Source organism: Betaproteobacteria bacterium, from assembly GCA_016194905.1.
GTDB lineage: Bacteria > Pseudomonadota > Gammaproteobacteria > Burkholderiales > JACQAP01 > JACQAP01.
Map to the genome: position 1 here is coordinate 287,783 of JACQAP010000005.1, position 22,348 is coordinate 310,130.

Sequence of the window (22,348 nt, forward strand, 5' to 3'; positions counted from 1 at the left end):
GCAGGCAGCGGGGAACGGCCGTCAAGCGGGCCGGCTTCAATGAATCATTGACATTCGCCCCGGGTAACGGCAAAAATGGTTCGAATTAGAACTAAATGCCCGGACAGCGGCTTTATGCCTAAAGAGCAGTTCATTAGAACTTTGCGGTCATTGGCCGAGTGCTACCAGGCTTTCGAGGCCTATTCCGGGGCGCATGTGCGCAAGCTCGGATTGACGTGCGCGCAATTCGATATCGTTGCCACGCTCGGAAACACGCCGGGCATGACCTGCAAGGAACTCGGCGAAAAAACACTGATCACCAAAGGCACGCTGACCGGCGTGCTGGATCGCATGGAAGCCCGCGGCCTGATCCGGCGCACCGCTTCCGACGCCGATCGCAGGCAGGTATTCGTAGTGCTCACGCCTCAGGGGGTACGCACTTTCGAGCGCACGTTCCCGGCGCACATCGGCCACCTCAAGCCCGCGTTCACAGTGTTGTCCCCGCGCGAGCTGGATCAGGCGGCGGAACTGCTGCACAAGCTTCGCGACGCTTTGCGCGAGGCGCGCGCGGAACGCAAGGCCGCCTGACATGAAACCATCCTTGCAACGCTACACCGGCGTTGCGATCATGTTGCACTGGCTGATCGCGGCGGCGATCCTGTGCACGTTCCTGCTCGCCCAGTACATGACCGGACTGCAGCTTTCTCCGGCCAAGCTGAGGCTGTATTCCTATCACAAGTGGATCGGCGTCACGATTTTCCTGCTCGTGCTGATCCGCCTCGCCTGGCGCGTATCGCATCGCCCGCCTCCACCGCCGGCATCGATGCCGGGCTGGCAGAACAGCGCCGCCAGCATCGCCCATTTTTTTCTTTATGCACTGACGCTGGCCATTCCCGTATCGGGCTGGCTGATGAGTTCGGCCTCGGGCTTCCAGGTCGTTTACCTCGGGCTGCTGCCGATCCCCGACCTGCTCGCCAAGAACAAGGACATGGCGGACCAACTGAAGCAACTGCACGAGGCGCTGAACTGGCTGATGCTGCTGGTCGTTGCACTGCACGTTGCCGCGGCACTGAAACACCACCTCGTGGATCGCGACGACGTCCTGAGGCGCATGTTGCCTTTCCTCAAACAACGGAGTGCCCTCAAATGAGATTGCATGCCCTCTTGCCGTTCCTCGCTCTGGTGGCAATCAGCGCGCCGGCGTCCGCCAGCAATGTCGATTACGCCAACAGTGAGATCACTTTCGTCTCGAAGCAGATGAATGTACCGGTGCAGGGCCGCTTCAAGAAATTCACCGCGCAGATCGTTTTCGATCCCAGGAAGGTCGCGTCTTCCAAAGCCGAGATCGAGGTCGAGCTCGCCAGCATCGATACCGGCAGCGCCGAAGCCAATGATGAGGTCGGCAAGAAGGCATGGTTCAACACCAGCGCTTTTCCGACCGCCAGGTTTATTTCCAGCGCGGTCGCACAGACAGGCCCGGATCGCTACGAGGCCCGGGGAAAGCTTTCCATCAAGGGCATCGGCCAGGACGTGATTGCACCGTTCAGCGTCAAGCGTAACGGCGATGTCGTGACTTACGATGGCGCTTTCACCCTCAAGCGATTGCAGTTCAAGATCGGGGACGGCGTCTGGTCGGATACCGAGACGGTAGCCGACGAGGTGCAGATGAAATTCCGCATCGTCACCACAGGCAATAAATAGTGTTCCTACGCCATCGCGTGCCGGCGATCGGGGCGCGCATCGTTCAACCAGCGGCTTTGTTCAACCAGCAGCATTGTTCAACCAGCAGAGGAGATGAATTTGAAAACCCAACTCGCAGCATTCCTGATCAGCGCCGCCTTCGCGCTGCCGGCGACCGCCGCCGATTCCTACACCTTGGACCCGGCTCACACCTATCCCAATTTCGAGATCAACCACCTCGGCTTTTCGACGATGCACGGCCGCTTTGGAGCGACCAACGGCAAGGTCGTGCTCGATACCGCGGCCAAGAGCGGCAGCATCGACATCACGATCGATGCCACCTCGATCGACACCGGCCACGCCAAGCGCGATACACACCTCAAGAGCGAGGAATTTTTCAACGTCGGCAAATTTCCGATGCTGGCCTACAAGGCAACCAAGTTGAATTTCAACGGGGACAAACTGACCGGTGCCGACGGCGAACTGACCCTGCTGGGCGTAACAAAACCGGTGAGCCTCGCAGTAACCACTTTCAATTGCGGCCCACATCCGATGAACAAGAAACAGATGTGTGGTGCAAACGCGACGGCAACCATCAAGCGCAGCGATTTTGGTCTGAGCACCTACGTACCGGCTGTCGGCGACGAAGTGAAGATCAGCATCGAGGTGGAAGCGATCAAGGATTGATCGCCTCCCTGCCTTAAAGACAAACGGGCCGCGATACGCGGCCCGTTTGTCTTTGAATCGGGGGAATTGTTACTTCAGGAAGAAGCGGACACCGACCTCGAATTTCCAGTCGTAGACCGGCGGCAGGTTATCCCCGGACAAACCGATGCCGGGACGCGCCCAGATGGCAGTGTCGCGGTTCAGGAAACGGCCCACTTCTCCTTCCAGCGTCAATCCGACCTTGTCCGCGCGTTCGTGGTCTACGATGACCTGCGGCTCGACGATGGTATAGATCAGATTCGGCCAGCGAGTCAGGAAAGCGGACTTGATACTGGTGTAGTGAACGTCGCGGCGCGCATCGCCACCACCAAGCGTGACGTAGTGCTGAAGAAACGGGAACACCACGGAGTTGTATTGCGGCAGATCGATGGAAGCGAAGATCAGCGGCGCGATCACGTTTTTCCCCGTCCCCAGCGCATCCTTCGTCGCCGTATTCAGGATGATTTCACCGCCGGCCACGATCGCATAGCCCGCACCGCGCGCGACGCGATAACTGCCCCGGAACAGGAGGTCACCAATGCCGGACTCGCTGCCGTTGTTCGGCATGCCGGGATCGGCGAAAACTATCGGTGTTTCGAACCGGAAAGAAAGATCGGGATTCGCCGAGAAATCCACCCGCGGCACGATCATGTAGACGGTGCCACCGCCTTGCAGGTCCTGATATTCGTCGCGGATTTCGACGCGGGTTGTCCTGAAGTCGACAGGTTGACTGCTCTTGGGCGCCGCATCCGCGCCGGAAGCGGTTTCGACCTGCGAAAAGGCGGAGCCCGAAAAGCCGGATCCCGCTGCGAGAGTCAGGACATATGCACAGAGAATATAGGCAGGGAGACGGTGCGCGTGAATCATGCTCGTTGGGTGAATGCAAGTACCGCGCCAGTCACCATCGAAGCCGGCGCAACGGCGGCGATTCTAAACGAATGCGCCCAACAGCGAAGTTTCGCGCCGCAAATCGGTCATTCGCAAGTGTCTGCCGCAGCCTCTTTGCATTCCACCCGGCTATGCTCGGGATTGGATACACAGTGATACAGCTTGTTTTTGCATTTGGCGCACCAGACCGTGGTGGACCCTTCGCGCGAATAGCGGCTCTTGACGATGTCCACGCTCATGGTACCGCAACCGGTTGCCCCGGCAGTCATCGTGCTCTGGGTCTTGCAGCCGGACAATACGCAGACGGCCGCCACGAGAATGACGATTCGGAGATTCATGAAACCGGTTGAAGCAAAAATGCCGCGGGAGGGAAACAGCGCGACAGGACAGATGCTGAAGTCCGGGGTGTGCGCTTTCAATGGTGAATATAACTTTCCAGTTGCTTGATGACGAATTCCTTCTCGGACAGCATTTCCTTCACCACATCGCCGATCGAAATCAGACCAATCACCTTTTTGTGTTCCAGCACCGGCAGGTGGCGGATACGCTTGTCCGTCATCAGACCCATGCAATCTTCTACCGTTTGTTCCGGTCGCACGCACACGACCTTTTCTGTCATGGTCTCGCGCACCGGCGTATCTTTCGAAGCCTTGCCCTGCAGGACGACCTTGCGGGCATAGTCGCGCTCGGAAAAAATACCGACCAGATGCCCGTCTTCGAGCACTACGACCGCGCCGATCTCTTTTTCCGCCATCACCTTGAGCGCCTCCAGCACAGTGGCACTTGGGGCGACCGAAATCAGGATGTGGCGCTTCGATTCCAGGAGTTGCTGAACTGTTTTCATTTTCTCTCCCCCTCGCGAAACAGTCCTGACGATGACTCATTACCGTTCTTGTAAGGCCAGTTTAGACCAGCAGCGATAGTTGTCAACGCGCCGATTCGCGAGTCCCCGGTCCGCAAGCCGATCGGCTTGCGGTGAAAGTGCGGCGACGGGTTCGCATGACTGCGTTCAAGCCGTCGTGCTGCGCCGCTGTTTCACCCACATAATCGGCTGCGCCTTCACCGGCAGCGGCGCGGCGCCGTGCTTGACCAATGTCTTGTCCAGTTCCTTGCCGGCATCGTCGGCCAGTGCAGCCACACGCGCCGCGCGGATCGCTTCGGCACGTGCTTGCGGCCCGTCCCATTGCCCACCGACCGCGAGATGGTCCAGCACGTGCAGCAGGTTGTCCTTGCCGCGATCGTTGGTGCTACCGTAGCCTTTGACGAGGCGACCGCACAACGCGATCTCATGGCCCAGTTGCCACTGATTACGCGCGCCCTGCTCCACCGCCGCCAGCCAGCGTTCGATCATGGCCTGCTCCTGCGCAAACCGGCTACCGCGCTTGCGCAGCCCTTTCAGACTCGCGAGGAAGCGCAGCGCGAGAAAACCCGAGATGGTATGGACGCCGATCTTGAGCGGAAGCGCAAGAGCCGTTTTGCCGTTCTGCTGGCGGCGCCTGTCCCAGCCGATCAGTGCGCGGGCCAAGGTCCGCGGCAGCAGCGCAGCGAGTTCCGGCACGCCGGGCTTGAAGTAATCGTAGATGCGCATCAGATCTTCAGCCGGCGCCTTGACTTCCTGCCTGACGCGCGCGAAGCGGCTCGCGCGGCATTTCAGGTCGGCTACGCGTACGATGTCGTCGAAGGCCATCCATAGCGCGAGATAACGCGCCGTCTCGCTGGTAGTCACGTAACCCCCTTCGCCCGAAGGATCCCCTGCCCGTTCGGCTTCGAGGACCCGCTTCATGCGCTGCGCGTAGAGTTCGGCGTAGTCGCCATCCTGATACTCCAGCGTGCGCGCATGACCGGCACCCAGCATGGCATGTGTCGGCGGCGGGAAAACGCGGGCGAGATCGGCCGGCAATGCGGCGGCAAAGGTCGGCGCCACGGCAGAGGCCGGCGTCTGCGCCGCCAGCCCCCGGGCCACGATCTCGAACGCTCGGGCGAATCCGCGCAAGCTCGGTTCGACCCCTCTTCCGGATTGCCGGATGGTTTGTTCGTAAGCCTCGCGCGAAAACGGCAGCACGCCACTACCCGCGATCGCGCCGAACAACACCGCGCTCAACACGGTCCCTGCTTCCTGGGCCACCGCGGACATGTCGAAGATGCGGGCGCTCTGGCTGTACTGCCGCACGACCTTCAGCAATTCCTCGGAGGACGCGCGTCCATCCGCAAGCTGCAATTTCTCGGCGGTGGTCAGCGTGCGGGAACTGGAGGTCACCACGAGCGTGCGATCCGCCGATGTCATGCCGTTGCCGATGTGGCGCACCGTTTCCAGCAGTTCGGAGGAAACCAGCACATCCAGGGCACCAGGCACCGGATAAAGGCTGAACACCGGCTTGCGACCACCCAGCTCCGCAACCGGCACGGGAAAGACTTCGAAGTAGTACGTCGTCGAACCGGTGCGCTGCGCGACACCCGGGATCGAAGTGCTCTGCGCGCTGTAGCCGCTGCGAGTTGCGGTTTCCACCAGCCATTCGGCCAACACCCCGCCACCCTCGCCGCCGAGGGCGCAGATCAGCAATGTGAGCGGACGACGATCGGCGAGGTTCATGCCGTTTGCAGCCAACGCAACACCAAACCGCGCAATCCGTCGAGCAGGCGCTCGTGCAACTTCGGATTGCGGATCACTTCGGCACGGTAGAACGACGGGCACAAAGTGGCCGCGTGCGCATTCTCTCCACACAACCCGCAGCCGACGCAACCGTCGATGACGGTGGCGACGGGATCGACCCTGAGCGGATCCGGACTGTCTTTCAGTGTCAGCGTCGGGCAGCCCGACAACCGGATGCAGGCGTGATCGCCCGTGCAAACGTCCTCGTCGACGCCGTATTTCACGCGAACCACGCGCTTGCCCGCCTTCAGCAATCCGGCAATCCACGGCTTGATGCGCCGCTGCCGCTCGAGCTGACATTCGCCCTCGGCGACGATAACCTTGAGTCCGTTGAACTCGGCGGTAAAGGCTTCGTCGAAGGTCTTGCGCATTTTTTCGACGTGATAGGTATGCACGGTGCGCATCCACCGCACGCCCATGCCCGACAGCGTCTTCTCGATGGTGAGATTGCGATGGACCAGGCTCTGCTGCTTGTCCTTCGCAGCGACCTTGTCATCCTCGTCCGGCGTCGAGATCAGCTCCTGCGTACCGGTGGCAGCGGTATAGCCGTTCTTGAAGATGACCAGAACCGCATCGTCGCTGTTGAACAGCGCCGACTGCACGCCGGTGAGCAAGCCGTTGTGCCAGAAACCGCCATCACCCATGACCGACAGCACGCGCCGCTTCATCATGGGCGATACGCCGGCCCGGCTGGCCAGGCTCATGCCGTAACCGAGGATCGAGTGCCCGAACGAAAATGGCTCGAAGGTCGCGAACGAATGGCAGCCGATGTCGCCGGCAATGTGGGTGGGACCGACATCGCGCTGGGACAGTTTGAGCGCGGCGAACACCGGCCGCTCCGGGCAACCGACGCAGAACTGCGGCGGGCGCGCCGGCAGCGGCGCCGAGAGCTGCCGCGCAATATCCTGACGGCGTTTTGTGTTGCTGCGCAGCCAGCCCTTGCCGGGTTCGGCCGCACTGCCGGGGAGATAGCGATCGACGAATTTCTCCAAGCCGCCGGCCATGACTTCCACGGTGTATTCACCCGCGGCCATCAACATGTCCTTGCCGTGGATCGGTGTGTTGATGTCGAGCCGGCGCAGCGTGACGAGAATTTCCTGCTCGATATACTCAGGCGTGCCTTCTTCCACGATCAACACCGCGCGCTTGCCCAGACAGAACTTCGCAATCTCCTCCGGCACCAGCGGGAAGGTGACGTTCAGCGCAAAGATCGGAATCTCGGATTCGCCGAACGCGTCGGCCAGGCCGAACTGCTGCAGCGTGCGAATGAGCGAATTGTATAGCCCGCCTTGCACGATAAAGCCCAAGTCGTCGCGCCTGCCCGGAAACAATTCGTTCAGGCCTTGCTCGGCGATGTAGCGCCGCGCCGCCGGGATGCGCGCTTCCACCTTGAGCTTCTCGTGGCGGAAAGTCACCGGCGGGTGCGCCAGGCGCGAATAGTCGAACTTCGCCGGCTCCTCCATGAGGTGGCGGGTCGAGATGGCCGGTGCGACGTTGTCCTTGCACACGAAGCTGCCGCGCACGTGACAGGCGCGGATGCGCAGCTCCAGCAGGGCCGGCATGTTCGAGGCCTCGGAAAGCCGGAAGCCCTCTTCCACCATGCGCACCATGTTCGAGAGTTCCGGCCGGGGATCCAGCATCAGCATCGTGGATTTGAGCGCATAGGCATGCGTGCGCTCCTGGATCACGCTGGCACCTTCGCCGTAGTCTTCACCGACCACGATCAGCGCCCCGCCGGTAACACCGGGCGAGGAGAGATTCGACAACGCATCGGCGGCGACGTTGGTACCGACGATGGATTTCCAGGTCACCGCGCCGCGCAGGGGATAGTGAATCGACGCACCCAGCATCGCCGCGGCGGAGGCCTCGTTCGAACACGCCTCGACGTGCACGCCGAGCTGGTCCAGGTAATCTTCCGCCTGCACCATGACATCGATGAGATGGGAAACCGGCGCGCCCTTATAGCCGCCGACATAGGCGACACCGGACTGCAGCAACGCCTTGGTGATGGCGAGAATGCCTTCGCCGTGGAAGGTTTGCCCGTTGCCCAGGCTCAGCAGCCCGATCTCTTTCTGGAAGGATTTCTCCAATTGGTTTCTCTGATTGATTTCTCTGCGGCTTCTTACGATCCCATCCCTTAGGCGTTCGATCTTACCCGCTGAGCAGAGAAAAATCTTGCCAGCGTTCGCAAGCGTGGAAGGGCAGGGCCAACAGCATCCTTGCAGGCTTGGCGCCCGGATTGCGCGAAACGCGTCCTTACGCGATAGTAGGAATTGTTCCTCGTTGTAAGGACTCGACATTACCTCCGCCAAGCTCACCAGCAAAGGTTAGATCCCCTCGCCGCACCTCGCCGATGCACGGCTGCCGAACTGTACTACGATCGATTATGATTCCCTATTGGCAGTTCTTCCACCATGTTATTTTCGCCCCGGTTGATGAGCGCGAAATCACTTGAGATTTTCCTTCTTGGCCGATTCCGAGTCCGCATTTCCGAAACGAGGATCGATAGCGGCGACATTCCGGGCCGCAAGGCGCCGGCCCTACTGAAGTTATTGGCGCTCGAACCCGATCATCAGCTGGGGCGCGATCAGGCAATGGAGCTGCTATGGCCGGATTTGGATAGCTCCAATTCCGCCGCACAGTTGTATAAGGCACTCCACCAATTGCGCAAAGCCTTTGCCGCCGGCGAGCAAGCATCCGATACCAGCGAGTGGATCGTCACGGCCAAGAACGTTGTGAAACTCGCGCCACCTGGGGGAGTGGTCACGGACGTTGATGCGTTTCAGCGGGCGGCGCGTAACGCATTGGCCTCAAGACGGATCAACGGGTTGGAGCGGGCTGCCGCGCTGTACACAGGTGATTTGCTGCCGATGGATTTGTATGCGACGTGGGCCGCAGCCCCGCGCGATCATCTCCGGCAGCTCTCTATCGATGTGTTGTTGGCTCTTGCCCAAGGTTATCAAGAGCGCGAGGATCTGGCTGCCGCTGCGCAAACCTACCGGACAGCGCTGGACAAGGATGCCACGCTGGAGCTCGCGCATCGGGGGTTGATGGCGATCTTTGCACAACAAGGACAACGTGACCGAGCGCTGAAGCAGTACGGTATTTGCCTCGATGTTCTGGCGGACGAGCTGGGTGTGGCGCCGTCACCGGAGACCCGTGCGTTGTACGGCAGGATCGACCGGCAGGGATCAGGCAGTGAGGTCGCCCGGGAGCGGACAATATTGCGCGTACCGATCCAAATGGCGCCCTTGGTGAATCGCGAGGCCGAGTGCCAAGTCATCACCGATTGCCTGGATCAGCTGCTTGCCAAGCGAGGCAACGCGCTGTTCATCGAGGGACCACCCGGTATCGGTAAAACCTGCCTGGTTCGCGAGCTGATTGCTCGCGCAGAGCAGCGTGGAATTCGCGCTCTCGCCGGTTCGTCTTATGAAATGGAAGGGGCGATCGCCTACAGCCCATTCATCGAAATCATCCAGGCGGCGCTACACGATAGTCCCGCGGGCCAAGAACTGATACCCGCGGAAATGGCCTCGGTACTGCCTGGCCAAGCGCTGAACGGGCAACCTGTTCCCAATTCTGACCCGCGCGCGGCGCAGAACTATTTGTTCGCGGGCATCGTCGCGTTTTTACGGCATCGGGCGCTGTCAAGCCCTCTGGTCGTGGTTGTAGAGAACTGCCACGCGGCGGATCAGGGTTCGCTAGAGTTGCTTCACTTTCTTGGGCGGCGGTTGCAGGATCTGCCGCTGCTTCTGGTCATCACCCTGCGCGATGAACGCAGTGCGGCGAGCGACCCGCTGCGCAAGCTCATCCGAAGTTTAGGCGAAACGGCGATGGCACCCATATTGACGCTCGGCCCCTTAAGCCCCGCCGATCATCATGAATTGCTCGAGCAGCAGAATCCCCAACGACCGCTGTCACGCGAGCGCAGCGACGAAATCTTCCGGCTTTCGGAAGGCAATCCGATGTACGCGCTGGAGCTGCACGAGTTTCGCATTCATTCCGCGTCACCCGCTGCGCAACCGCCGCGATCGACTGGAACGATTCCGACCACGCTGAGTAACAGCGTGCTGGAACGGCTTGAAAAACTCTCTTCGTCCGCGCGTGAGCTACTGACGATCGCAGCCGTCGTTGGCGAGGACGTAGCCTATCCGTTGCTTGAAGCACTGTGGCCGGCCGGCGGTAGGGGGGCAGACGGTGCTGGAGCAACCTTACTCGACTTGCTCGATCAGCTCTCCGATGCGCAATTGCTAGACGAACGAGGCATCCACTACCATTTTCGTCACGCGCTGTATCGAAGCTGCGTCTATGAATCCGCCTCCGAAGCGAGGCGTCGTGCGCTGCACGCGCAAGTGGCGCGCAGCCTCGTCCAGTTGGGCGAGCGCGAAGATGAGCTGCCGGTCGAGCGGATCGCCTTTCATTACCAGAGGGCCGGTGATGCCAGACAGGCCGCGCACTTCCTGATGCTCGCCGGCCAGCGGGCGGCATCGATGTACGCGCACGACGATGCCTTGCGAAGCTACCGAGAGGCCTTGGCGCTACTGGAGCCGGCCAAGGACTCCCTGGTCAAGCGCATCTGCGGAAGTCTTTACAGGGCGACCGGGGACACCAGTCGTGCCGCCGGTTATCTGAAGGAGAGCTTCACGGCCTATGAACGGGCGCTGTCTTTGTTCGAGGATTTGCCCGTCAATTCTTCCGACCTGACGGAGTTACATAGCAAGATCGCGCTTGTCGCCATCTTTACCACCGATATGCCGAAAGCCGGGCAGCATCTCGCACAAGCCTGGCAGCATGCCGGTCCCGAGCCGCGCGTCCATGCGCGGCTGCACATCCTGCGTGCGCTTCACCTGTGGCACTTCAACCGGCTCGATGAGGCGGCCGCCTATGCGCACCGCGCGCTTGAACTCGCGGAATCGGTACACGCGCCGTTGGAATCCGCACAGGCCTGCGAGATCCTGGCGATGACCTATCTGCCGTTGGGGCGCTGGCAGGAAGGACTGCAATACGAGAAACGGCGCCTGCAGCACGGCCGTTGGTCCCCCGACCTGGTGGTGGCTACCGATGCTCATCTTTGTTTGTGGGAATACCATGTGCACGATGACCACATGCTGGATCAGGCGAGTTCGTTCATGCGTGAGGTCGCGACGGAGGCTGATCGGTTAGGCGATCTGCGTTGCGTTGCCATTTGCCAGTATGCGCTGGGCACGATTCATTTATGGCAGGGCGAAACGAGCAGTGCGCTCTCCCAGCTCGATGCAAGCCTTGCGCTGCACGACAAGGTAGGTTCGCCGGCCGGGATGGCCTACGCGCTGGCACGCCGCGCGGTGCTATATACGATGGGAAACGCCATCGATTTGGGCTGGCAGTCGGTGAAGAAAGGCATCGAGCAGGCGCAGCTCGCGTCCATACGCGACCATTGTCTGCAGCGGTTATATGGGGTTGGAATCTGGAATCGTCTGCAGGCGCAAGATACCGAGCAGGTCTCCGATTTGGTAGCACGAAGCGAAGCGCTGCTCGGAGCGAACGGCCCGTGTACGGCATGCAGTCTGGATCTCTATCCCTGGCTGGCGCTCTATTACCTCGAAAAAGACGATATCGAGCGTGTCGCGCAGTGCGCGGAATGTCTCGAGCAACTCGCCGCCAAAACCGGCAATCCTGTAGGTGAGACCTTCGCAGCCATCGTCCGCTGTGGCGCGGAATTGGCGCGTGGCAACACTGCCCGCTTTCAGGCATCGCGCCAGCAGGCGCTCGATCTCATGCAGAACGCTGTCCTGAGGGGTTCCACGTCACCGATGACCTACCTGTTCGACCGTATGGCTGGCACGCGCTGACCCTCCTTCTCGGCTACCGAGTTGCAAGTGGAAGATTTCCGGAAGAGCCGATTGCTACCGTGATGTCCAAGCTGATGAAGTGACTCAGCGATCATTTTCTGCCGAACTGGAGCCCTGTTTATGCTTATCTTCCTGCGTACGTTGTCCTCGCTGGCAATTGCCACACTCATGTCCATAGCGCTCCTCCAGATCGCGGGCGCGGCTGAACTCCAGCTGGGGACGGCCGCACCCGAGTTCCGCCTTGAAGGAATGGACAATAAGACGGTCGCCCTTAGCGACCTTCGCGGCAAATTCGTCGTGCTGCATTTCGCCGCCACCTGGTGCCCGTTTTGTGCGGCGGAAGCGACCCACCTGGAGGGACTGCATCAGAAGTACCGCGACAAGGGGGTGGCCGTGGCCATCATTGACGTCAAGGAAGGCAAGAGCAAAGTCGCGAAGATGGCAAAAAAGTTCGGATTTACCTTCCCCGTATTGCTCGACTCCAACGGCTCGGTCGCCAAAGATTTCGCCCCACCGCCCCACGTGTTGCCCGATCTGCAGCGCGATGAAGTCATGATCGCATCCAACTTGATCATTGATCCCGACGGAAAGATTCAGTTCTTTTCCCTGCTGGACACTGGTAATTTCGACGCCAAGCTTATCAAACTGCAAGCACGGTTGGATGAGTTGCTGAAGAGCAAGTGAACGCTGAAATCCAAGCGCAGCGTAGCGGGCCTGCTTACCTCCTCCTCGCCACGATCCTTTCCTGTCCGGCGCTGGGCTTTGCGCAGGTAACGAGCGTGGTCACCGTGACGCTTCCTGCCTCGGTTGAAATAGAGGCGGGCCACAGCCGCTCGTTGCGCATCCAGGTCAGAGTTAATCCGGGTTACCACGTGCAGGCCAATCCGGTGAGAAATGCAAACCTGATTCCTATCACGGTTGAGCTTGGGCCAAGTGGCGGTGTGCGCCCGGACCGGCCAGTGTATCCGCCAAGCAAGCCGTTTCGCATAGCGGATGGCTCGGAAGATTTGGTCGTCTACGACGACTCCTTCTTTATCGAGTCTTCAGTCCGTGTGGCCCAGGCGCAACGGCCTGGCTTGGTGGTCCTGAACGGCACACTGCGGTATCAAGCCTGCACCGACAGAACCTGCCTTGCCCCGCGTACCATTCCGCTGCGGGTCCCGATTAAAGTGGTTCGTGATCACCGACAAAGCTTAGCCGCAGAACCGCGTCAATATTCATTGCCGCATCATCGATAGGGTGTTTGTCGGGGGCGAAGACTGACAATTGCACTTCGCGGAAGCGGCGGCGTTGGGCGCTTCAGGTCTCGCGGCGGCGCAGCAGCAAGTGCGCGCTTGCGTGCCGCGTTGGTTCGCCCGCGGCGGCCTCATCGGCCAGGCCGATCCGCGCGAGATCGCGCCAAGTCGCAGGCGGAAGATTTCCGGAAGAGAACCGGAAGAACCCATCGCTATCGTGATGCCCACGCTGAGAAGCGACTCAGCGATCGTCATCAGCCAAAAAGGAGGTGCATCATGACTACGGCGACGGCAAACCCGCTGCAACTCAATACCCTTGAGCTGGAGCAAAAGGTCAAGGACATGTATCAGGCGGTTGCGCAGAACCCGCACGGCGAGTTTCACTTCGAGCTGGGCCGCGTGTTGGCGGAACGCCTCGGATATCGCGGCTCCGATCTGGACCGTATTCCGGCGGCCGCCATCGACTCGTTCGCGGGCGTTGGCTATTACTTCGACCTTGCCAAGCTACAGGAAGGGGAAACGGTAGTCGATCTGGGAAGCGGATCGGGCATGGACTCGTTCGTGGCCGCCCTGCACGTCGGCAAGACCGGCAAGGTGGTCGGCGTGGACATGACTGACCAGCAGCTCGCGAAAGCCGAGCGCTTGCGCGCTGCCGCCGGTTTCGAAAACATTTCCTACTTGAAGGGGTACATCGAAAGCGTGCCCCACGACGACGGCGCCTTCGACGCGCTCATCAGCAACGGGGTGATCAACCTGGCGCCGGACAAGCACCGGGTGTTCAAGGAAGCGGCGCGTCTGTTGCGGGCCGGCGGGCGGTTGGCGATTGCCGACATCGTCACCGAAGCCCAGCTTCCCGACGGCATTACCTGCAATGCCACCTTGTGGGCAGCCTGCATCGGTGGCGCCATGCAAGTGGACAACTATGTGGCGGCGATCGAGCAGGCCGGGCTGCGGGTGGACGCTATTCAGGACAATCCGCAATACCGCTTCATCTCCGATAACGCCCAGGGCGCGGCCAGGAAGTACGGCGTAAAGAGCGTTTCGCTTTTGGCAACCAAGGCGTAGCAAGGTAACCGGCGTAGCGAGTCACCACGCAACGGATCTTTTGACTCAATTTCGACTATTGGAGGATAAGACATGTTTAAGGTGATCCAAGGAGCAACTGCCACGTCAAAAGTGCGTTCTTTTATGAAGTCAGCCACTATGGCAGGCCTCGCGATGAGCCTGGTGGTGGCAAGCGTTCTCAATGCCGCAGACCCGCAGCCAGCCAAATCGCTCTATGATCGTTTGGGAGGGGTTTATCCCATCTCCGTGGTGGTGGACAGCTTCATCGATCTGCTGCTGGTCAACGATGTCCTCAATTCAAATCCAGCCATCAAGGCCGCGAGAGACCGGGTTCCCGCGGCAGGGCTGAAGTTTCATGTGACCACCCTGGTCTGCCAGCACACAGGAGGGCCATGCCAATACACCGGCCGCGCAATGAAAGAGTCTCACAGCCACCTCAATATCAGCGAGAAAGAGTGGCAGGCCATGGCGGCGGACTTCCGGCGGGTGCTTAACAACTACGGTGTGCCCGCGAAAGAGCAGAAGGAGTTATTCGCCATCGTGGAAAGTACAAAGCAGGACATCGTGGCCGGAAAGTAAGATTCCCGGGCGAAACTCGTGGCTTTGGCAGGACATCATGGAGAATCGTGGTGCCTGCCGGCCGCGCGGTTTAGTGTTTGGAAGAAGAGCGTTGGCGCGAAGATCGAATGGCCGAACCGGCTAGAATCGGCGGCAAAAGCTTTCCCTTGACCGCCGATAATGCCTGAGAAACCCCTCCCCGGCACTGCCTCCAGCCAATTCGCGAAGCGTTTCCAAGGCGCCGTCATACTGCCCGGCGACGCGGAGTTCGACCAGGCTCGCCGGGTGTGGAACGGCATGATTGATAAGACGCCGGCGCTGATCGCCCGCTGTGCGGGCGTCGACGATGTCAGGGCGGCGGTGGAATTCGCGCGAGAGCACCAACTGCTGGTCGCGGTCCGCGGCGGCGGGCACAGCGTGGCGGGTCACGGGACTTGCGACGGTGGTCTGGTTATCGATCTATCGCGCATGCGCGATGTTCAAGTCGATCCGCAGAAGCGGGTCGCAGTGGTCGCTCCGGGTATGAATTGGGGTGGCCTGGACCGCGCGACGCAGGCGCACGCCCTGGCAGTGACTGGAGGAATTGTGTCCGATACGGGGGTCGCCGGACTGACCCTGAGTGGCGGCATCGGTTGGCTGATGCGCAAGCACGGCTTGACTGCGGACAATCTGCTGGCGGCGAATCTGATTACCTCCGATGGAGAACGCGTGCACGCGAGCACGGAGCAAAACGCGGAACTGCTCTGGGGTTTGCAGCGCGGCGGGGGCAATTTCGGGATCGTCACCGAACTGCATTTCCGTCTGCACCCGGTGGGGCCGATCGTACTCGCCGGTTGGATCCTGTATCCGCAGGAAAAGGCAACCGAAGTTCTGCGTTTTTACCGCGACTACGCCGCCACCCTACCCGATGAGCTCACCACAATTGTTATCTTGCGCCGGCTGCCGCATCTGCCCACGTTGCCGCCTTTTCTGCGCGGCATGCCGGTCATCGGAATCTCGGTCTGCTATGCCGGAGTGATCGAGGCAGGTGAGCGGGTAGTGCAGCCTTTACGCGCCTTCGGATCACCCGTTGTTGACGGCATCGCTCTGAAGCCTTATGTCACTCACCAAACCATGTTCGACGCCGCGCAACCGCCGGGACGCCACAACTACTGGAAGACCGCCTACTTGGCCGAGCTCAGCGACGCTGCCATCGATGTCATCGTCGATGGGGCCAGCCGGATGGTATCGCCCCTGTCGGCTCTGACGGTGTATCAGTTGGGCGGCGCGGCCCAACTGGGGAACGCGGCCTATTGCTTGAACGCTGCCGCGACCTGGACTGATCCGGCAGACATACAACGGAACATCGCCTGGGCCTGCGCGCTGTGGGCCGCGATCGAACCGTGGTCGACCTCGGGCGCCTATTCGAATTTCCTCGGCGAGGAAGATCAAGAGCGCACGCGCTCTGCCTATCTGAATCACTACGATCGCCTGGTGGCTCTGAAGAACGCTTATGATCCAACCAATTTTTTCCGCTTGAATCAGAACATCGGACCGACGGTCTGAATCCCGGAGGGAGACACACGTGAGCGGATCCCATACCTGATCAAGTTTTCCTCACGCTGGCGTTACCTGCTTAAAGTGACGCAGTCTGGACTGGACCGCATTGCGGATGTGCCGATCGGGGGGGCGCCGACTTCGCCGACTGCCTGCTAGGCCAGACGAACCTCGAAGCCGGATGCTCTGAAACGGTTACCCTCGACAAGAAGGCCGCGAAGGCAGGCGGGTTGCGTTTATTGGCGCGTCTGACCCTGATGTATCGAGGTCCGCTCTCCGACGCTGGTTGACATCTGTATCTATATGGATACAATGAACCATGTTCTCTGTCCGGCTGACGCAGGAGTTTCAGGATTGGCTTGACGCTCTGAAGGATCGACGGGGACAGGTGCGTATCGCTGCTCGGCTCCGCCTCGCGGAGGCTGGCAATTTGGGCGATTGGAAGTCAGTCGGTGGCGAAGTCTCCGAGATGAGGGTTGACTTCGGTCCAGGCTATCGCCTGTACTTCACGCGGCGGGGCAGCATTCTCATCGTCATGCTCGCTGGCGGTGAGAAATCGTCTCAGGCGCGCGATATCAAGCGGGCGCAACGAATCTTGAGTCAATTGGAGTTGGAGCCATGAGCAAAACCAAGAAGCCCGGCAAATTGCTGCCCTTCGATGCAGCACGATATCTGACCGATGATGCAGCCGTCGCGGAATACATGACCGCGATTCTGGAAACAGACGACCCAGATCTCCTGCTGTTGGCCCTTGGAGACGTCGCTCGCGCCCGGGGAATGGCACAGGTCGCCAAAGACTCAGGGCTTGGGCGCGAGAGCTTGTACAAGGCTCTCGCTCCTGGCGCAAAGCCTCGCTTTGATACCGTGCTCAAGGTGGCGCGCGCTTTGGGTGTTCGTCTCGCGGCGCGTCCCGCGTAAAGATTCCGTCGAAATAAAAGGTGAATCTCCAATGGCCTGTGGCCTGGGGTCGTGCTCAACCGTGCGAAGCGGTGGATCTCGGATTGGTCCATCTGACCCTACAATCTTTCTACGATCTTTGACGTAAGGAGGATGTGTGTCATTACGTGTCATTGCGTGCCGTTATGTGCCAACTAAAAGATGAAGCTTGACTAAGGCATTCGCAGCGTAGAGAGTCGTTCGACAATGATTTTACCCAGCACACTAATCAAGGAATAGTTGCGATGGCTGAGCCTCGTATTCGAAGAATGAATTGGATGTACATTCTGGCAAGGATGTTTAAGCCGAAATTGATAGTCCGTGTTAACGCGCTTGACCCTATGAATCGTGACGGGCAATTTGTATTTGAAAATGCTGTGCCGGCAGAAGATGTGCGAGAGTTCGCGGAGGAAGGCGAGCTCTACGCCTCAAGCACGGATAATTGGCACTGGGTAGGGTGCATATATAACGACAAGTGGTATAAGTTTATTCCTAAGGCCCAGTACGACGAGACGTTCAAGCGATTTAGGCAAATTGATTCCGATGCAAAGAAAAGAATTATGGAAATAGACATCGCGACAGACTCCGATACGTATGAGCGATTTTCCAAGAAACTGACGTATGATCAGCAGCACGAAGTTGCGTATTTCCTTTATTGCGGTGATGACCTAGGCGACGAAACTAAGGGAGCGCTGGATGCAATACATCTTGATGTGAGCACTGTGGACGGCCGCGAGTATGTGACGCGAGCGCTCGACCGGTTTGGTGAAGGTCACTGGCGGAAATTAGCGGAGATCAAACAACGTCAAAAGGAGAAAGAACGGAATACAGGTCCGAACGGTGTGTTCAATTCGGAAGGTCACTTCGGCTCCAATCAGAAGTAGCTAACTGTCGTAATACCGGGGTAGTTGGTTCGTTATCGCCTTTTTCAATTATCGTTTGAATGGTTCCCAGAGCCTTCGCCCGCTAAATTTTTCCGATCGCGGCTCTCGTCGATTAGAAATACTTTAGAATTGTTTCAGCATGAATTCGTCGCTCGCGCGCATTCATCATGTTCTCTTTTTGGCTTATCTGGTCCGGTTCGTTTTGCTCGCCGCGGGCATCCTCTATTATTCCGAGATGGAAAAAGCCAAACCGACGGAAGTAAGGGCTTTGCTAATTGCGTAATGATCAGCCCGGACTAAAGCTCGCTCCAGTATTTCTCGACCCGCTTGAAGGACACCGGGTAAGGCGTCTTCAACTGTTGCGCCCACAGCGAGACCCGCAACTCCTCGAGCATCCAGCGTAGTTCTTCCAGTTTGGGGCTGCGTACGCCGCGGGCGCGGTCGGCGACCAGACTGGTCTGGTAGGTCTGCCAGTAGCGCGCCAGTTGCTGCTGCCAGTTGGTGTCGCGCTCCGGATTGGACGCGATCTTGTCGAGCCGCATTGCGATCGCCCTGATGTAGCGCGGATAGTGCTTGAGGCGATCGAACGGCACGACGGCCAGAAATCCTGGGGACAGCAATTCCTTGAGCTGCGCGCGGATATCGGCCAGCGCACGCGGCCAAGCCGCGTATTGGGGCTGGCCGAGCTTCGTGCGCAGCGACTGATGCTCGGCGAGGATTTCCCCCGCGATGCGGCAGATTTCCTGCGCAACGTCCATCAACCGCGTTTTGCCTTTCGCTGCCCTGGTTTCGAACTGCTTGCGGTTGCGTATCGGCTCCTGCTCGACGAAGAAGGCACGATCGGAAATTGCGGTGACCAACTCATCCCGCAACCGGTCGGCCATCGCGGACTTGTCCTGCTTGCCGCTGCCCTGTTCGTCCAGCAGCGCGTAGCGCAACTGCATTTCGTTGAAGCCGGGAAGGTTGCGCGCGAGAAACTTCATCTGTTCCTGCAACGCAAGCTGGAACAGCCGGCGCAGCCCCCGCCGCGTCGCCGCCTCCGCCTCCGCCTCGGTATCCAGCAAGGTAAGGCCGACCGACTTGCCCTCGTCGACGATTGCCGGATAACCGACCAGCTTTCCCCTGCCACGGTCAACCTCCACTTGTTCGGGCAATTCGTCGAAATCCCAACTCGTCGAACCTTTTCGCTCAAAGGCGGTGCTGGCGGTTTCGCTGAATGTCCGGCGCGCCTTCACGCCGAGCTGGTTGCGCAGCGCGGGCAGGTCCCTCCCGGTCGCGATCTCGTGTTCCTTCTCGTCAACCACGCGGAAATTTATTAGCAGGTGCGGCGGCAGATCGGCGACGTCCCAGGCATCGGGCGGGACTTCAACCCCGGTCTTCTTGAACAAAGCTTGCGACAGCGCGTCGGTCAGCGGTCCGCTATCTGGATCAAGGATTTCCAGACAAGCGGTCACCACCTGCGGCACCGGCACGAAATGCTTGCGCAGGCCCTTGGGCAGCCCTTTGAGCAAATACGTGATCTTGTCCCTCAGCAGCCCGGCAACCAGCCATTCGCAGCGGCGCTCGTCCAACTGGTTGAGCAGGTGCAGCGGCACGATCATGGTCACGCCGTCGAGCGCATGACCCGGGTCGAAGCGGTAGGACAGGTCGAAGGTCTGCATGCCGACGGTGAGCGCGTCGGGGAACAGATCCTCCGTGATCTGTTCCGCGGCGTGGCGCATCAGGTATTCGCGGCTGAGGAATAGCAATTTCGGATTCTCACGCTCGGCCTGCCGGCGCCATTTTTCGAAATCCACCGCACTGGAGATCCCCTCGGGAATGCGCTCGGCGTAGAACGCGAAAATCGCCTCGTCGTCGACCAGCACGTCGTGGCGGCGCGATTTGTGCTCGAGTTGCTGCACATCCTCGATCAGATGGCGGTTGTACTCGAGGAACTCCGGTTGGCCGTGATAGTGGCCCGCCACCAGCGCACCGCGGATGAACAATTCGCGCGCTTCTTTCGGCTCGATGGGACCGTATTGCATGCGCCGCTTCGGCACCACTACCAGACCGTATACGCTGACCTGCTCGTAGGCGACCACCGATCCGCTGTCCTTCGACCAGTGCGGCTCGCGGTAACTGCGTTTGGCCAGGTGCTGGCCCAGCCGTTCGATCCATTCCGGCTCGATCGCAGCCACGCCGCGCGCATAGAGCCGCGTGGTTTCGGTCAGCTCCGCCGCCATCACCCACTTCGGCCCCTTCTTCTTGAGACCGGAGGCCGGGCTCAATACGAACTTGATCTGGCGCGCGCCGAGATAGATGCCCGCCTCGTCCGACTTGAAACCGATGTTGCCCAGCAGGCCCGCCAGCAGCGCGCGATGGATTTCCTCGTAGCCCGCCTCCTTCTCGTTCAGCCGCCATCCCATCTCGGCTATCACCGTATGCAACTGGCTATGCAGCTCGCGCCATTCGCGCAGCCGCAGGTAGGAAAGGAAGCGATCATGGCAGTCCTGCACCAGCTTGCGATTCGATTTCTTGTGCACCAGCGCTTCTTCGAACCATTTCCAGATGCGCGGATAGGACAGGAAATCCGAGCGGTCGTCGACGAACTCGGCGTGCGCCTGGATCACGGCCTCCTGCTTGTCCATCGGCCGTTCGCGCGGGTCCTGCACGGACAGCGCTGCCGCGACGATCAGAACCTCGGCGAGGCATCCCTCCTGCTTCGCGGCGACCAGCATGCGTGCGACGCGCGGGTCGATCGGCAGTTTCGCGAGCTGCTGTCCGACGGGCGTCAGCGCGCGCGCTTCATCGACGGCGCCCAGTTCGGCGAGCAACTGGTAGCCGTCGGCGATCATGCGCGAGGCCGGGGCGTCGACGAAGGGAAAATCCTCGATGTCGCCGAGCTTGAGCGCACCCATGCGCAGGATGACCGAGGCGAGCGACGAACGCAGGATCTCCGGATCGGTGAATTCGGTGCGCGCCTTGAAATCCTCTTCGCCGTACAGCCGTACGCAGATGCCGTTCATGACGCGGCCGCAGCGCCCGGCGCGCTGGTTCGCCGATGCCCGTGATATCTTCTCGACCTGCAGCAGCTCGACCTTGTTGCGGTAGCTGTAGCGGTTGATGCGCGCCAGACCCGAATCCACCACGAAGCGGATGCCGGGCACGGTGAGCGACGTTTCCGCCACGTTGGTGGCCAGCACGATGCGCCGCGCAGCGCCGCCGGAGGAGAAAATGCGTTCCTGGTCCTGCGCCGACAACCTGGCGAACAACGGCAGGATTTCCATGCCTTGCGGATGATGCTTGCGCAACGCCTCCGCCGCATCGCGGATCTCTCGCTCGCCCGGCAGAAACACCAGCACATCGCCGCTGGTCGTGTGCGCGGTCACCTCGTCTATGGCGTTGACGATTGCCTCGGGCAAATCGATCTCGTGCTCATCCTCGTCGTCTTCATCGAACGGCCGGTACCAGACATCCACCGGATACAGCCGGCCGGACACTTCGACCACGGGCGCGTTGTCGAAATGCGCGGAGAAACGGTCGGCGTCGATGGTGGCCGAGGTGATGATCAACTTGAGTTCCGGACGCCGCGGCAGCAGTTGCTTGATGTAGCCCAGCAGAAAATCGATGTTCAGGCTGCGCTCGTGCGCCTCGTCGATGATCAGCGTGTCGTACTGCGACAGCGAGCGGTCCGCCTGGGTCTGCGCCAGCAGGATGCCGTCGGTCATGACCTTGAGGTAGTTGTCGGCGCTGGTCTTGTCGGTAAAACGGACCTGGAATCCCACTGCTTCACCGAGTGGCGTATGCAGTTCCGCGGCGACCCGGGCCGCCACCGAGCGCGCCGCAATCCGGCGCGGCTGGGTATGGCCGATCATGCCTTGCACGCCGCGACCCAGGTCCAGGCAGATTTTCGGCAACTGCGTGGTTTTACCCGAGCCGGTCTCGCCGCACACGATCACGACTTGGTGGGCATGAATCGCATCGGCGATCTCGCCGCGCTTGGCGCTGATCGGCAATTCCTCGGGATACGCGACCTTCGGCAACCGTGCCTGCCGCTGCCGTGCCTGTTCAACCGAGCGCTGCGCATCGGCAGCGAGCTTGCCGAGTTCGGCGGACACATCCCTGCCGCCGCGGGCCGACTTCTCGATTTTCTTTAGACGCGCGCGCAGAGAGCCGCGGGTGCGCAGCATGCCGCGATCGATGGCTTCGCGCAGCTCGCGCCACGTGGCGGTCGCAGGAACGGATTTCGGGACAGCGGGAACGGAACTCATCGGAAAATTCGGCGGCGGTGCAGACGGCGATAGAGGCCGTAATTTTAATCGACTTGCGCACCGGGGCCATGAACAAAGCCGCCCACAGGCGGCTTGTCGTGTCCGACCCCACCAAACCCGATGTGTTGGTGTCTGGTTGACGGTGCCGCGC

The 22,348-nt window shown here is 60.4% G+C and carries 20 protein-coding genes; 14 read left to right on the forward strand and 6 right to left on the reverse strand.

Features of this window, described 5'->3' with window-relative positions; translation table 11 throughout:
• Positions 1–114 precede the first annotated feature (114 nt).
• The 4 genes from HY067_02620 to HY067_02635 all read left to right on the forward strand — a co-directional run bounded on the left by HY067_02620 (position 115) and on the right by HY067_02635 (position 2,346).
• Positions 115–567 carry a MarR family transcriptional regulator gene (locus tag HY067_02620; GenBank protein ID MBI3526842.1) on the forward strand — a complete coding sequence of 151 codons (453 nt, stop codon included), beginning with the start codon at positions 115–117 and terminating at the stop codon, positions 565–567.
• A 1-nt stretch (position 568) separates the two neighbouring features.
• On the forward strand, positions 569–1,129 hold the full coding sequence (locus HY067_02625) for a cytochrome b (protein MBI3526843.1): 561 nt from the start codon (positions 569–571) through the stop codon (positions 1,127–1,129).
• Positions 1,126–1,680, forward strand: a complete 555-nt coding sequence (locus HY067_02630; GenBank protein ID MBI3526844.1) for a YceI family protein — start codon at positions 1,126–1,128, stop codon at positions 1,678–1,680. The genes HY067_02625 and HY067_02630 overlap by 4 nt, the downstream gene beginning before the upstream one ends.
• A gap of 93 nt (positions 1,681–1,773) precedes the next feature.
• The gene (locus HY067_02635; GenBank protein MBI3526845.1) at positions 1,774–2,346 is read left to right on the forward strand and encodes a polyisoprenoid-binding protein; all 573 of its coding nucleotides are present in this window, start codon (positions 1,774–1,776) and stop codon (positions 2,344–2,346) included.
• Between the two features lie 69 nt (positions 2,347–2,415).
• Here HY067_02635 and HY067_02640 read toward each other — a convergent pair whose 3' ends face one another.
• The 5 genes from HY067_02640 to HY067_02660 all read right to left on the reverse strand — a co-directional run bounded on the left by HY067_02640 (position 2,416) and on the right by HY067_02660 (position 7,992).
• Positions 2,416–3,231 (reverse strand): hypothetical protein, encoded by an 816-nt coding sequence (locus HY067_02640; protein MBI3526846.1) that lies wholly within the window; start codon positions 3,229–3,231, stop codon positions 2,416–2,418.
• Between the two features lie 107 nt (positions 3,232–3,338).
• Positions 3,339–3,590, reverse strand: a complete 252-nt coding sequence (locus tag HY067_02645) for a hypothetical protein (GenBank protein MBI3526847.1) — start codon at positions 3,588–3,590, stop codon at positions 3,339–3,341.
• 77 nt (positions 3,591–3,667) lie between these two features.
• Complete coding sequence (locus tag HY067_02650; protein ID MBI3526848.1) at positions 3,668–4,096, reverse strand: CBS domain-containing protein; 429 nt, start codon at positions 4,094–4,096, stop codon at positions 3,668–3,670.
• Between the two features lie 165 nt (positions 4,097–4,261).
• Positions 4,262–5,842 carry an indolepyruvate oxidoreductase subunit beta family protein gene (locus HY067_02655; protein ID MBI3526849.1) on the reverse strand — a complete coding sequence of 527 codons (1,581 nt, stop codon included), beginning with the start codon at positions 5,840–5,842 and terminating at the stop codon, positions 4,262–4,264.
• On the reverse strand, positions 5,839–7,992 hold the full coding sequence (locus HY067_02660; GenBank protein ID MBI3526850.1) for an indolepyruvate ferredoxin oxidoreductase subunit alpha: 2,154 nt from the start codon (positions 7,990–7,992) through the stop codon (positions 5,839–5,841). The genes HY067_02655 and HY067_02660 overlap by 4 nt, the downstream gene beginning before the upstream one ends.
• Before the next feature lie 342 nt (positions 7,993–8,334).
• On the opposite strand from HY067_02660, the gene HY067_02665 reads away from it, so the two are divergent.
• The 10 genes from HY067_02665 (at position 8,335) to HY067_02710 (ending at position 17,947) form a co-directional block, all read left to right on the forward strand.
• The gene (locus HY067_02665) at positions 8,335–11,733 is read left to right on the forward strand and encodes an AAA family ATPase (GenBank protein ID MBI3526851.1); all 3,399 of its coding nucleotides are present in this window, start codon (positions 8,335–8,337) and stop codon (positions 11,731–11,733) included.
• 120 nt (positions 11,734–11,853) lie between these two features.
• On the forward strand, positions 11,854–12,417 hold the full coding sequence (locus HY067_02670; GenBank protein ID MBI3526852.1) for a TlpA family protein disulfide reductase: 564 nt from the start codon (positions 11,854–11,856) through the stop codon (positions 12,415–12,417).
• Positions 12,414–12,971 (forward strand): hypothetical protein, encoded by a 558-nt coding sequence (locus HY067_02675; protein ID MBI3526853.1) that lies wholly within the window; start codon positions 12,414–12,416, stop codon positions 12,969–12,971. The genes HY067_02670 and HY067_02675 overlap by 4 nt, the downstream gene beginning before the upstream one ends.
• A 28-nt stretch (positions 12,972–12,999) precedes the next feature.
• Positions 13,000–13,248 (forward strand): hypothetical protein, encoded by a 249-nt coding sequence (locus HY067_02680; protein ID MBI3526854.1) that lies wholly within the window; start codon positions 13,000–13,002, stop codon positions 13,246–13,248.
• The gene (locus tag HY067_02685) at positions 13,245–14,033 is read left to right on the forward strand and encodes a methyltransferase domain-containing protein (protein ID MBI3526855.1); all 789 of its coding nucleotides are present in this window, start codon (positions 13,245–13,247) and stop codon (positions 14,031–14,033) included. Before HY067_02680 ends, HY067_02685 begins: the two co-directional genes overlap by 4 nt.
• Positions 14,034–14,156: 123 nt before the next feature.
• Complete coding sequence (locus HY067_02690; GenBank protein ID MBI3526856.1) at positions 14,157–14,612, forward strand: group 1 truncated hemoglobin; 456 nt, start codon at positions 14,157–14,159, stop codon at positions 14,610–14,612.
• Positions 14,613–14,771: 159 nt separating this feature from the next.
• Positions 14,772–16,136 carry an FAD-binding oxidoreductase gene (locus tag HY067_02695; protein ID MBI3526857.1) on the forward strand — a complete coding sequence of 455 codons (1,365 nt, stop codon included), beginning with the start codon at positions 14,772–14,774 and terminating at the stop codon, positions 16,134–16,136.
• Positions 16,137–16,446: 310 nt separating this feature from the next.
• Positions 16,447–16,749 (forward strand): type II toxin-antitoxin system RelE/ParE family toxin, encoded by a 303-nt coding sequence (locus HY067_02700; GenBank protein ID MBI3526858.1) that lies wholly within the window; start codon positions 16,447–16,449, stop codon positions 16,747–16,749.
• On the forward strand, positions 16,746–17,045 hold the full coding sequence (locus tag HY067_02705; protein ID MBI3526859.1) for a putative addiction module antidote protein: 300 nt from the start codon (positions 16,746–16,748) through the stop codon (positions 17,043–17,045). Before HY067_02700 ends, HY067_02705 begins: the two co-directional genes overlap by 4 nt.
• Positions 17,046–17,308: 263 nt before the next feature.
• Complete coding sequence (locus tag HY067_02710; protein MBI3526860.1) at positions 17,309–17,947, forward strand: hypothetical protein; 639 nt, start codon at positions 17,309–17,311, stop codon at positions 17,945–17,947.
• A gap of 296 nt (positions 17,948–18,243) precedes the next feature.
• On the opposite strand, the gene hrpA is transcribed toward HY067_02710, so the two are convergent.
• Positions 18,244–22,197, reverse strand: coding sequence for an ATP-dependent RNA helicase HrpA (hrpA, locus tag HY067_02715; protein MBI3526861.1), 3,954 nt, complete (start codon positions 22,195–22,197; stop codon positions 18,244–18,246).
• Positions 22,198–22,348: the final 151 nt, after the last annotated feature.